At 64.4% G+C, this 13,072-nt stretch carries 8 protein-coding genes and 1 tRNA gene; 7 read left to right on the top strand and 2 right to left on the bottom strand.

Features of this window, described 5'->3' with window-relative positions:
* Nucleotides 1-117: 117 nt before the first annotated feature.
* Entirely contained in the window at nt 118-4,344 is a 4,227-nt protein-coding gene (locus YU3_RS0128235; RefSeq protein WP_027169373.1) for a cytochrome P450, read from the top strand.
* 99 nt (nt 4,345-4,443) lie between these two features.
* On the opposite strand, the gene YU3_RS0128240 is transcribed toward YU3_RS0128235, so the two are convergent.
* On the bottom strand, nt 4,444-5,097 hold the full coding sequence (locus YU3_RS0128240; RefSeq protein ID WP_245273686.1) for a Crp/Fnr family transcriptional regulator: 654 nt from the start codon (nt 5,095-5,097) through the stop codon (nt 4,444-4,446).
* Here YU3_RS0128240 and YU3_RS41875 point away from each other — a divergent pair.
* The 5 genes from YU3_RS41875 to YU3_RS0128260 all read left to right on the top strand — a co-directional run bounded on the left by YU3_RS41875 (nt 5,011) and on the right by YU3_RS0128260 (nt 11,355).
* Nucleotides 5,011-5,211, top strand: coding sequence for a hypothetical protein (locus YU3_RS41875; protein WP_245273687.1), 201 nt, complete (start codon nt 5,011-5,013; stop codon nt 5,209-5,211). The genes YU3_RS0128240 and YU3_RS41875 overlap by 87 nt on opposite strands.
* Nucleotides 5,212-5,706: 495 nt before the next feature.
* The gene (locus YU3_RS0128245; RefSeq protein WP_027169375.1) at nt 5,707-9,384 is read left to right on the top strand and encodes a S8 family serine peptidase; all 3,678 of its coding nucleotides are present in this window, start codon (nt 5,707-5,709) and stop codon (nt 9,382-9,384) included.
* The gene (locus tag YU3_RS0128250; RefSeq protein ID WP_198021729.1) at nt 9,377-10,900 is read left to right on the top strand and encodes an MBL fold metallo-hydrolase; all 1,524 of its coding nucleotides are present in this window, start codon (nt 9,377-9,379) and stop codon (nt 10,898-10,900) included. The genes YU3_RS0128245 and YU3_RS0128250 overlap by 8 nt, the downstream gene beginning before the upstream one ends.
* Before the next feature lie 99 nt (nt 10,901-10,999).
* Nucleotides 11,000-11,170, top strand: a complete 171-nt coding sequence (locus YU3_RS41375; RefSeq protein ID WP_198021730.1) for a hypothetical protein — start codon at nt 11,000-11,002, stop codon at nt 11,168-11,170.
* A 110-nt stretch (nt 11,171-11,280) separates the two neighbouring features.
* Nucleotides 11,281-11,355, top strand: a tRNA-Val gene (locus YU3_RS0128260).
* A gap of 65 nt (nt 11,356-11,420) precedes the next feature.
* Here the strand turns inward: YU3_RS0128260 and YU3_RS0128265 are convergent.
* Nucleotides 11,421-12,101: a phosphoglycolate phosphatase gene (locus tag YU3_RS0128265; protein ID WP_027169377.1), complete on the bottom strand. Its 681-nt coding sequence runs from the start codon at nt 12,099-12,101 to the stop codon at nt 11,421-11,423.
* 261 nt (nt 12,102-12,362) lie between these two features.
* On the opposite strand from YU3_RS0128265, the gene rpiA reads away from it, so the two are divergent.
* Entirely contained in the window at nt 12,363-13,058 is a 696-nt protein-coding gene (rpiA, locus tag YU3_RS0128270; protein ID WP_027169378.1) for a ribose-5-phosphate isomerase RpiA, read from the top strand.
* Nucleotides 13,059-13,072: the final 14 nt, after the last annotated feature.

Raw genomic sequence — 13,072 nt, forward strand, 5'->3', positions numbered from 1 at the left:
CGCCGGGACCGACAACATATGACTGTGAACGAATTCACATACGCCGGACCGATGCAAACCTAGGCCAGATGATGCCGGCATCGCATCGACGTGGACAGCCGGGGGGCTTGAACGCGCATGATCACATTGAAGTACTTCGCCGCTGTCCGGGCCGCCCAGAAGAGCCAGCGTCCGGTTGGAGAGATGCCGCCGTTCGACATCGGTCGGCTGCGTTCAAAGGACGGCATTGCTTCCCGCATCGCCGGCTTTCTTCTCGGCGATCCGCGCTGGCTGCTGACGCTGCTGCGCCATTTCTGGCCGAATCTCGGCTTCGGCAATTTCCTGCTCGTCACCAAGGGCGTGGATGTGCGCGACATACTGGAACGCGGCGACGAGTTCGAGACTCCGTACGGGCCGGAAATGACCGAGCTGGCCCGGGGCTCTAACTTCATTCTCGGCATGCAGGACGGCGCCGCGTACCGGCAGATGAAATCGGCGGTGCTGAGCGCTTTCCCGCCGGCGGAAGTCGAAGCCGCCGTCAGGCCGATCGCGGAGCGCCATTCGCGCGATATCATGACCCGCGCCAGCCCCGGCTTCGATGCGATCGCCGGATTGATGAAGATCGTGCCGGTGCGCATCTGCCGCGATTATTTCGGCCTCGAGATCGATGACGAAAGCGAGTTCGCCGACTGGTCGATCGCGCTCAGCGCGCTGTTCTTTTCCGATCCGACGGCAAATCCCACCACGCGCCAGCTTGCGGTGGTCGCTGGCGACCGGCTGATCAAGATCATAGACCGCTCGATCGCCGCGGTCCGGGAAAAGGCAGGCAAGGACGACCGGCCGCTGGCCCGTCTCGTCGCGCTGATGGACCAGGAGCGCCTGTCGCTGGCGGACATTCATTCCATCATGCTCGGCATGATCGCCGGCTTTGTGCCGACCAATGTGCTTGCCGCCAGCAATTGCCTGGACTTGATCCTGTCGCGAACCGATGCGCGGCGGGCCGTGGATGAGGCTGTCGCCGCCAGCGATACCGGCAAGCTCGACCGGGCGATCATGGAAGCCATGCGCTTCAAGCCGATCTGGATCGGGCCCTGGCGCTACACAAGGCGCGACGCGGTCATCGGCAAGGGCACCCGCCGCGAGCGCCTGGTCAAGGCCGGAACGGTGGTGATGCCGGCGACGCTTTCGGCGATGTTCGATCCGGAGATCGTGCAGCGGCCGAACGAGTTCGATACCTCGCGCCCGCATCGCGACTACATGGTTTTCGGCCACGGCATCCACCTGTGCATCGGCGCCGAGATCGCCCGTATCCAGATCGGCGAATGCATCCGCGCCCTGTTCAGCAAACCGAAGCTTGCTCGCGCGCGGGGCAGGGCCGGCAGATTGGTCAATATCGGCGCCTATCCGGCAAGCCTCAAGATCGATTTCGAACGCTCGCCGCTTTGCCGCACCGCCGACCAGTCGATGGTGACGGTGGTCTGCCCGATCACCCGTCCGATGCCGCTTGATGCCGTGCGTGACAAGGTCGCCGGCCTCGGCAACCCGTGCATTGGCGAGCTCCGCGCCGCGCTCGACAAGGTCGGGACCATTCATTTCACCAGCCTGGCCGTCGCTCCGACCGGCAAGGACGAAAAATCGGGGCTCGAGACCGGTGCGCTGGTGTTCGAAATTTCCGGCGACGGCAACACCGACGATGTCATTGCCGCCGTGGCGCAATCAATCGGCCACCGGCTGCGGCCGATCTTCAGGGATGTGTGCGGCCTGCCGGATGGCGGCTCGCTGGACGACTTCCTGAAGAAGCACCACATCGAGATATCGCCATCCTTCGGCAGCGCCGCGGGGCTGGTTTTCTCCGGCACGCCGGGGCATTCCGTGCGCCGCATCCTGGCCGAGGCCAGGCTCGCCGACAGCGTGCGCGAGATCGCCGAAAAGCCGCGCGCGGGCAACGGCAATGCCATGGACGTGCTTGCCGAGGCGCGCCGGCATGTCCGGTGCCTTGGGCAATTCGGCTGGGCGTTCGAGCCTGCCGAAAGCCTGCTGGAAAGGCCGCCGGGCCACTGGTCGCGTGCGCTGACGACGACGCTGCTGACGCCGGCTATGTTCGCCACAGTCGCGATCGTCATTCTGGCCTTCTGGCGCATGACTTATGTGCTGGTATTCGGAAACCCGCATGGCGTTACCTTCGCAAACATCGCCATCGCCGGCGCCGCGCTTCTGCTTTCGGTGATGGGCCTGCTGGCCATTCTCGCCCTGCTCGTGGGCCTTTGCTTCCTGGCGCTGCGGCGGCTCGAGGACAAGGACCGGCCGGCGAACACGCCCGTCGACATCGGCGCGCTGGAAAAGATCCTCGCCCATGAAGACCACACCGCGCAGAACAATCTGACGGCGATTTCGACGATGAAGGCGGGCATCTTGCGGCGGCTGGCGCTGAGGCTCTCCTTCTATCTGATCTCGATATCGGCGCAGAAAGTGTTCAAGCCGGGCTTTCTCGCCACCATCAACACCATTCATTTCGCCCGCTGGGTGCTGTTGCCCGGCACCGACAGGCTGATGTTCTTCTCCAACTACGGAGGCAGCTGGGAAAGCTATCTTGAGGATTTCATTGCCAAGGCCTCGGCCGGCCTGACCGGCGTGTGGAGCAACACCGAAGGCTATCCGCGTACACGCTGGCTGTTCCTCGACGGGGCGCGCGACGGAGATCGCTTCAAGCGCTGGGCACGGCGCCAGCAGGTGCCGACGCTGTTCTGGTACACCGCTTATCCGCACCTCAACACCACGCGCATCCGCATCAATTCCAGGATCAGGCGCGGCCTCGCGTCGGCCACCGGCAACGAAGCGCGCGATTGGCTTAGCCTGTTCGGTTCCCTGCCGCGCCCGCAAGCACGGCCCGCGGACGCGACCAGCCTGCCAGAGCCTGCGTCCTCGCCCCTGGAGGAGTTGGAATCCGGGGAAATCCAATCCATCTTCTTCGGACCGTTCGGCGCGCTCGGCCATGCGCATATGCTTGCGATCCAGGTGCCGGAAGGTTTGTCTTCAACGAAGCGCAAGGCGTGGCTCGACTTCGTCATCGACAAAACCAGCTTCGGCGACGGCGTGCCGGCCGGTCGCGCCATGACCGTGGCGTTCGGCCCCAACGGCCTGCGCCGACTCGGACTGGAAGGCGGCGTCGACGATGAACCGCTGGACACGTTCCCGGTCGCCTTCCGCCAAGGCATGGGCACGCCCGAGCGCAGCCGCATCCTCAACGACACCGGCCCCGACGCTCCCGACAAATGGCAGTGGGGTTCGCCCGCCAAGCCCGTCGACCTCGTCATCGTCTGCTACGCCGAGACGCCGGCAGCGTTGAAGGCCGAAATCGCGGCCATGAAGCGACAGACGACCGGCGCCGGCATGTCCGTGGCCGCCGAGCTGCCGCTGATGGTGCGGCGCGACGGCAAACGGGCGGTCGAGCATTTCGGCTTCGTCGACGGCGTCTCGCAGCCGATCGTTCGGGGCACGGCGCGCGCCAGCAAGGGAGCCGCGCCCATGCATGTGCTCGCACCGGGCGAGTTCCTGTTCGGCTATCGCGACGAGCATGGCTTCTACCCGGCTTCGCCGTCGGTCGAGGCGGCGCTGGACCGAACCGGCATCCTGTCGCAGGTGCGGCGCAACCGCCAGATACCGGGGCAGCCGCCTCCGCCGCGCGATTTCGGCCGCAACGGCACGTTCCTGGTCGTGCGTCAGTTCGAGCAGCATGTCGATAGGTTCGACGATTACTGCAAGAAGGCTGCCGTTCAGGCCGCAGGCGAGACCGGCGATGCGGCCATCACGCCACGCTGGGTGGCGGCAAAGATGCTCGGCCGCTGGCAGGACGGCAGCTCGCTGGTGCGCAATCCGAACGGGCGCCCGGGCCGCGGCGTCGACAATGATTTCGCGCTCGGCTCCGAGGATCCGCAAGGGCACGCCTGTCCACTCGGCTCCCACGTCCGCCGTTCCAACCCGCGCGATTCACTCGGCGAGGACCGCGATACGCAGATCCGGATCGGCAAGCGCCACCGCATCCTGCGCGTCGGCCGCACCTATGAGAAGAAGGACAGGGGCGGAAAGACCGAGAAGGGCCTGCTCTTCATGTGTCTCAACGCCGATATCGAGCGCCAATATGAGTTCATCCAGCAGACCTGGGTCTCGTCGAATTCCTTCCAGGGCCTTGTGGGCGAGACGGATCCGACGATCGGCTCGCGCGGCGGCGGCGGCCGGTTCTCGATTCCGTCCTGGGAAAAGGTCACCGTGCTCAAGGATGTGCCGCAATTCGTCACCACCAAAGGCGGCGGCTATTTCTTCATGCCGAGCCGCTCGGCGCTGCGCTTTCTGATCTCGCGGCTGTGATCGAGGGCGCTGAAGGCAGTTCATCGTTTTGTGGAAATGACGAACCGATGGAAGGCGGCGAAGTCGTCGAGAAAGCTACGGCGAAGTCGCCGAGCTTGCTCAGTCGTCGTCCTGCGAATCGGCGAGCTGGTTCAGCGCGGCGGCGTTGGTGATGCGCAGCCCGCCGCGCTTGATGGCGATCATCTGCCGGCTGCGCCAGTCGTTGAGCGTCTTGTTGACCGATTCGCGCGTCGCGCCGAGGAACTCGCCGAGCTCCGATTGGGAAATCGGAATCCAGCCGGCGGAGTCGGCCATGACGCCGCTCAGGAACACCAACCGCTTCGCCAGTCGGGCCTCGATGCCGAAAAAGGCCTGGTCGCCTAGCTCGCCGCTGACCCAGCGCAGCCGGGTGCACAGCAATTCGATCATCGCGCGTGCAAGAAGCGGGTTTTTCTCAATGCGGTCAAAGAGTTGTGTCCGGCTCAGCGAAACCAGCTCGCATGCCGTGAGGCAGATGGCGGTTGCCGTGCGCGGGCGACCGTCCAGCGCCCCGATCTCACCGACAAGGCTGCGCGACAGCTCGATATTGGCCACCAGCTTCTGCCCGCCCGGCGAATAGATCGAAATCTCGACGGTGCCGCTCATCACGCCATAGATGCGGTCGGACGCGTCCTCCTGGACAAACAAATGCTGGCCGGCGGCATAGCGCTCCAGCTTACAGCCGCCGAACAGCAGGTCGAACTGGCGCGGGTCAATGCGCGCCAGGCGCGGCAGGTTCCTGTCGTCCGCGCCGTTTGCAACCATGATGCGATTCCGCCTCTCGTTGAGCGGAAATTGTATGACAAGTGCGTGCTCGATCAAAGTGTCGTCTCCTTCTGTGGTGGCTAACCGAGTTCGGCGGTGGCTGACAGAAGTTCGAATGTCACGCCTGTCGCGTCGAAATTGGATAAGCCGGCAAACTGTAAGGAGACCGGGCGCACTGGCGGTTGCGAGCCGATCCTAGAGCCGGATGATTTCAGGTCGGATCGACCTGAAATCTGAATCCGCCTCTAATCCAAGAGACAGAGCATGATGTCGTCCGAAAACCGCTTCACACTTTTCGGCATCATGCTCTGAGAACGCCGTCCGCGCGCTTGGGTGGGAGGTACCCAGCGCGCAGACAGCAAATCTGAAAATGGCTAGGTGATCAAAATTCCTTCTTGAGAAACCGCATACATTGCAGTCCGGAAGCCGTCTTCGGATGCTGTAGATCAGCTGAGGCCGTTGATGCCGCCGTTGCCATATCTGCGCGCGAACCCAGTTTGACGTATGTGAAGGCGATCACAGATATGCTGGTCGGGCAGAGCGATTGTTATTTTATAGATATATGGTGAGGGGCACGCCATGGCAGCCGCGAAGGGACTCCTTGTAAAGGTTCGCGGCGGCGGCGCCGGGCTTTCGGTGCGAGGCGGACCGCCCCGGATTGGCGGGATCGAAGCCGAACCGATCCTCACTCTTCCGCCTGGCGCCGGCAGCGCAAGTCCGGCCGCGGCCGGGGATCGCGGCGCCACCTGGCTGCGGTTGGCGGCGGAGGCCGCCGATTCGGACAATCCCTGGGACCACGCCCACGATCTTGTCGCCCGGAATCCGACCTTGGCGGCCGCGGGCGCGGAAGTGCTCGCGGTCGAGCCCGATATCCTGCAGCAATGGGATTACAGGGACAGCGGCGGCGATCGCGGCATGGCGGCGAGTGGCAGTCCCGTCTGCGCTTTCGATGACCAGGACCCGCATGGCCGACAGGCGGTGGTCGCAGGTCGCGTCGCCTGGAATGCCGCGCCGGACTTCAGCCAATTCGCGGCGGCGCGCAACAGGGTGGGCGCCAAGCAGGCCAACATCACCATCGCCCATCTCGATACCGGTTTCGATCCGGGCCACCAAACCCTTCCGGCCGCGCTTCTTACAGCGCAGCAGCGCAATTTCGTCGGCGACGGAACCGGTCCGAACAATGCGACCGACCACGCTCCGGCCGGCACGCTGACCAGCAACCGCGGCCATGGAACCGGCACGCTCAGCCTGCTTGCCGGCAACAAGCTCGACGGCAGCTCGCCGCACTGGCCGGGCTTCACCGATTTCGTCGGCGGCGCGCCATTGACGAAAATCCTGCCGGTGCGGATCGCCGACTGGGTGGTGCGGCTGACCACCGGCACCATGGTGCAAGGCATCGACTACGCACGCCAGCAAGGCGCGCAGGTGTTGTCGATGAGCATGGGCGGTCTCACCTCGCAGGCTCTGGTCGACGCCGTCAACCTTGCCTATGACCACGGCCTGGTGATGGTCACGGCGGCGGGCAACAATTTTACCATCACGCCGCGCAGCATCGTCTATCCCGCGCGCTACAACCGGGTGCTTGCGGCATGCGGCGTGATGGGCGACGGGCGCGCCTATGCCGGGCTCGATTTCGGCACCATGCAAGGCAATTACGGGCCGCCGTCGAAGATGGACACCGCGCTCGGAGCCTACACGCCGAACGTGCCCTGGGCCGAGATCGATTGTCGCAAGATCGTCGACATGGACGGCAGCGGCACTTCGGCCGCGACCCCGCAGGTCGCTGCCGCGGCCGCTCTCTGGCTGGCCGAGCATTGGGACGTGGTGAAGAACTATCCCCAGCCGTGGATGCGCATCGAGGCGGTACGCAAGGCGTTGTTCGCCAAAGCCTCGAAATCGACAGCCAAAATGAACGCGGCGCAGACGAAGGAGAAGATCGGGCAGGGCGTGTTGCGCGCCCTCGATGCGCTGGACTTTGCGCCGCCGGCGGCGGCAAGCCTCACGAAGCTTGCGCCCACCACCTACACGTGGAGCTGGCTGGACCTTTTGACCGGAGGGAATTCGTTGGCTCCGCCACCGCCAGCGACACTTCGGCAGCGAATGATGTTTGCGCTGGAACTGACGCAGATGGCGCAAGCAACTGCGGCAATCGAACAGACAATCGCCGACCCGGATGGCGATCCGGACAAGGTCTCGGCCGCGGCACGCAACCGCTATCTCGAAGCGGCGCTCGACCAGGGCAATCCGTCAAAGCCGCTCAAGGCCTTTCTGGAAGGGTGGCTCGGCCGGCCAGGCGCCAGCGCCGCCGTTCCGGCGCCGGTCATGGGCCCTGCGCCGGCCATCAGGCGCAAGCCGCGGCCGCTGCCGCCGCCGCAACGGCGCCTGCGCATCTATGCCCTCGATCCGTCGGTGGCCAAGCGGCTGGATTCGGTCTCGGTCTACCAGGCGACGCTTTCCGTGCCGTGGGATGACGAGCCTGCGACAGACAGGCCGCTGCTGCCTGGCCCGATCGGCGAATATCTCGAGGTGGTCGATATCGACCCGGCGTCCGACCGCGTCTACGACCCGGTCGACCTCAACGACAAAGTGCTCTTGGCGCAGGACGGCCTGCCGCCTTCGGAGGGCAATCCGAAATTCCACCAGCAGATGGTCTACGCTGTCGCCATGACCACGATCGGCCATTTCGAGCGTGCGCTTGGCCGGCGCGCATTGTGGGCGCCGCACTACGTCGAGGCTCCCGGCCGGAGCGGGGACATGACGGTGAAGGCGCATTATGTGCCGCGCCTGCGTATCTATCCGCATGCGCTGCGCGCCGAGAATGCCTATTACAGCCCGGAAAAGAAGGCGCTGCTGTTCGGCTATTTCCCGGCGACCAGCAACCAGGGCGACGTCACCACACCTGGAACGACGGTGTTCTCTTGCCTGTCCAGCGACATCGTCGCGCATGAGATGTCGCACGCGCTGCTCGACGGGCTGCATCGCCGCTTCCAGGAAGCGTCCAATCCAGATGTGCCGGCGTTCCACGAGGCTTTCGCCGACATCGTTGCGCTGTTCCAGCATTTTACGCTGAAGGAACTGGTCAGCTTCGAAATCGGCAAGGCGAGGGGCGAATTGTCGGCCGCCTCGCTGCTTTCCGGTATTGCCAAGCAGTTCGGCGAAGGCAGCGGCCGGGCCGGGCCGTTGCGCGAATATGGCGGCGCCGCCATGGCCGATCTCGACTACGACAAGACCTTTGAGGCCCATGACCGCGGCTCGATCCTGGTCTTCGCCGTCTATCAGGCTTTCCTCGCGATCACCGATCGGCGGACCGACGACCTGATCCAGCTTGCGACCGGCGGCTCCGGCATCCTGCCGGCGGGAACCTTGCACCCTAGCCTGGTCGAGCGCCTGACCGACGAGGTCGCCAAGACCGCGCGGCAGATGCTGACCATGTGCCTCCGCGCGCTCGACTATTGCCCGGCGGTCGACATCACCTTCGGCGAATATCTGCGCGCGCTGATCACCGCCGATCGCGACGCCTACCCCGACGACCCGCTCCACTATCGCCTGGCCTTCCTGGAATCGTTCCGCAAATGGAAGCTTCTGCCGCGCGACGTTCGCACCATCTCGGAGGAGACGCTTGCCTGGAGCGCGCCCGAGGACCCGTCGCCGACCTGGCTGGAGGGGTTGCTCAGCAAGATCGACCTCGGCTGGAACCAGAAACTGAAGCGGGCAGAGATCTTCGCGCTCAACGACAAGAACCGTTATGCGCTGTGGAAGGCGATGCACAAGGCTTTCGCCTCCAATCCGGACGTCTACAAGCAGTTCGGCCTGCTGCCCGATCTGCCGCGCTACAATGAGGACGGCACGGTCATGCATGCGCCGAAGAAAGGCGAGACGACCTTCGACATCTACAGCGTGCGCCCGACGCGGCGCGTCGAGCCGGACGGCTCGTTCCGCGTCGAGGTCGTGGCTGTCATCCAGCAGCGCATTCCGGTCGCGCTCGACGGCACGGCGATGCCGCAGGGCATCACCAAGGGCGACGGCTTCTTCTGGTTCCGCGGCGGCGCCACGATCATTATCGACCCGCGCGAGGGCTTCGAGGAGATCCGCTACTCGATCATCAAGAACACCGGCAGCGCCGACCGGCAGAAGCGCCAGGCCGGGACGATGGCGGCCAACTATTTGTCACCGCTGCGAGCGCTCTATTTCGGCGGCGAGGTGTCGGAGCCCTTTGCCTTGCTGCATGCCAGCGACGGGGACGACGACCATGTCTAGAAAGCCAGCGGCAAGGACAAGGCGGGCGAAAGCGGCTCCCGCGGCGGCACAGGCATCGGCCGTGACCGTTCGGCATTACTGCCAGGGTATCGGCGATTGCCATCTGCTTACGTTCAAGAAGGCGGATGGAAAGCCTTTCCGCATGCTCATCGATTGCGGCATCCATGTTTCGATCGCGGGCGGCCCGGCGCTGGTCGCCGACATCGTCGCCGACCTCAGGAAAGAGACCGGCGGCAAGATCGACATTCTTGTCGTCACCCACGAACACTGGGACCATGTCTCCGGGTTTCTGACTGCAAAGGACCTTTTCAAGGACTTTGCCGTCGCCGATGTCTGGATGGCATGGACTGAGAATCCCGCCGACGCCGAGGCCGTGGAACTGGACAAGTTCAAGGGCCAGGCGCTCGCGGCGCTGCAAGGCGTGGGTCAAAAACTCGACGGCATGCAGCAGCTCAGCTCATACATGGCCGGCGTCCGCGACGGTCTGCAATCGGTGCTCGGCTTCCAGTTCGGCGCCGCCGGCGAGCGGGTGCGCTCGGCCCGCGACGCAGCGGCCAAGCTGTCGCAAAAACCGTCACCGACCTATTTCGAACCCTGCGGGCCGCCGGTGTCGATCGATGCGTTGCCCAACCTGCGGATCTATGTGCTTGGCCCGCCGCGCGACAAGGCGGCGCTGCGGCTGGAGGAGAGGGCGAGCGAGATGTTCCCGCTGGCCAGCGGCGGTCCGTTCGCACGGGCGCTGACGAGCGGCCTCAAGATGAACGACGCGGCCGACGCCGGTTATGTCGACGAGCTCAGTCCGTTCGAACGCAATGTCGGCACGCCGCTTTCCGCGGCGCTCACCGGCGACAAGGGCAGCGACCCCGCGATCGACGTCGGCACCTATGTCCGCAAGCATTATTCCGGGCCGGTTTCGGCCGCGGCATCCATGGAAGACCGTGACCAGTCCTGGCGGCGCGTCGATGCCGACTGGATGGGGATCGCCGCCGACCTTGCCTTGCAGCTCGACCGCGGCGTCAACAACACCAGCCTGGTGCTTGCCTTCGAATTCATCGACTCGGGCCGGGTGCTGCTGTTCCCGGGTGACGCCCAGATCGGCAACTGGCTGAGCTGGAAAGACCTGAAATGGCCGGTGGGGCAGGGCACCGTCACATCGGCCGATCTCCTGGCGCGCATAGTCTATCTCAAGGTCGCCCATCACGGCAGCCAGAACGCCACGCCGCAGAAACAGGGGTTCGATCTGCTGACCAGCGCCGACCTGTCGGCCTTCATCCCCACCAACAAGGTCGACGCCTTGAAAGTGCATTGGGGCGAGATGCCATATGACGGCATCCTGACCGCGCTCGAGACAAAGACCAAGGGCCGCGTCATCCGCGCCGATGATGCGTGGCTGGCCGACAAGAACGGAAAGCCGGCTTTTGCCGCGCCGTCCGGCTCGATCCAGGCAGTGCGCAGTGTGCCGCGTGATGCGGCTCGCGGAACGGGTGGACTGTGGGTCGAGGTGGACTTGGCCTGAGAGTTCGCCACTGAGCCGATTGCGAAAAATAGAAAACCGCTCTATGGAGCGATCGGCTGAATGAGGGCGGCCGCTCAACACATTGCACAAGGTCGCCCCATGCCCGATGCATTCTCCCGCATCATCGCCTTCCTTGCCGTAGTCATGGCCCTTTTGTTTGCCGGGCTGCATTTCCACCAAGGCCACATCATCGCCACGCTCTATTTCATGACCGGCGCTGTTCTGGTGACGGCGGTGACGCGGTTGAATGTGAGACGAGGGCTGATTTAGCTCTCGCGTGATCGAGGCTTGGCGGCTTTGGAAGATCGTCGGCAGATCGCCTTGACTTCGAGAGCCTGCCTCCCTTATATCGCGGCTCGCTTGGCCTTCGGGCGACGAGCGGGCGATTAGCTCAGCGGGAGAGCACACCCTTCACACGGGTGGGGTCGCAGGTTCAATCCCTGCATCGCCCACCATCCAACCTGCTGAAAAGGTTGGATGATCTCACGAGTTCCACCAATTTAGTTTAATGCTTGCAAGCCTAGCGCGCCGCCGCGATCAGCCGCTCGGCCAGTGGCGGTGTCAGCGTGTCGAAATGCGAGATCACCAGGGTCGGCTCGAATTCGCGCACATGGCGGTCGGTGTAGCCGAAATCGACCGCGACCACCGGAATGCCGGCGGCCTTGGCGGTGTCGATGTCGGTCTGCGAATCGCCGACCATCACCGCGCTGTCCGGATCGCCGCCGGCCAGTTTGATCGTCTCGGTGAGATGGCGCGGGTCGGGCTTGCGGAAAGCGAAAGTGTCCTGGCCGCAGATCGCGGCAAAATACTTTGACATGCTGAGTGCGCCGATCAGCGCCACGGAGTTGGCTTCATATTTGTTGGTGCAGACCGCCATCAGGTAGCCGGCGGCCTCAAAGCGGTCGAGCGCGGCAATGACGCCGGGGTAGGGGCGGGACTTGCCGGGAATGTTCAACGTGTAATGGTCGAGGAACAGTTTCAGCAGCCGGTCGTGCTCCTCTGCCACCAGGGCCTTGTTCTGCGCGGCATGCGCGCGCTCGATCATGACGCGGCCGCCATGGCCGACGAAGCGCCTGAAGCCGGCTTCATCGACGGCGGCGAGATCGCTCGCCGCCAGGCTGTGGTTGAGGCTGTCAAGCAGGTCCGGCGCCGTATCGACCAGCGTTCCGTCGAGGTCGAAGACAATGATCGGGCGGGTCATGGGCGGTCCTGCGGCAATTGCGTTGCCGCAGCCGATACAGGCTGGCCCGGGTTCAAGCAAGAAGCCTCGATCGGTCCACAGTCTTCAGGGAGGAGCCTTTGACGGGACAGGCAAAAATGCTAAAGCGCGTCGCGTTGAAACGGATCCAAGTGACGCGCTTCAGGTCAGTGTTTTGATGCATGTCGTTCTCCCAAAACCGCTGCGCACTTTTGGGCGACATGCAATAGGAGGCGCGCGAAACCGGCGAAATCGGGGCTCCCCATGGATGCAAGGCAGTTGAAGGTCGAAGCCGCGCGGGCAGCGCTCGCCCATATCGGCAGCGGCATGCGGCTCGGTATCGGCACCGGCACTACGGCGGAAGAATTCGTGCGGCTGCTGGCCGAGAAGGTCGCGACCGGCCTCAAGGTCATCGGCGTGCCGACCTCCGAGCGCACCGCGGCGCTCTGCCGCGAACTCGGCGTGCCGCTGTCGACGCTCGACGAGACACCCGAACTCGACCTCACCATCGACGGCGCCGACGAAGTCGATCCGGACCTGACCCTGATCAAGGGCGGCGGCGGCGCGCTGCTGCGCGAAAAGATCGTCGCGGCGGCATCCGATCGCATGATCGTCATTGCCGACAAGTCCAAGATGGTCGGGACCCTCGGCCGGTTCCCATTGCCGATCGAGGTCAACAAATTCGGCCTGCGCGCCACGGAGATCGCGATCGGCGCTGCCGCCGCAAAGCTCGGCCTTTCCGGCCCGGTTACATTGAGGATGACGGGAAGCCAGCCATTTGTTACAGACGGCGGCCACTTTATCCTCGATGCATCTTTTGGCCGCATTCCGGATACAAGAGCGCTATCGAATGCTCTCTTCGCCATTCCAGGCGTCGTCGAGCACGGTCTATTCATCGGGCTGGCGTCAACGGCCATCATCGCCAGCGGCGACGGTATCGAAACCGTCCATGCAGCCTGAAACCAGGGAGTTCT

It is taken from the genome of Mesorhizobium sp. WSM3224 (assembly GCF_000427725.1).
Taxonomy (GTDB): Bacteria; Pseudomonadota; Alphaproteobacteria; order Rhizobiales; family Rhizobiaceae; genus Mesorhizobium.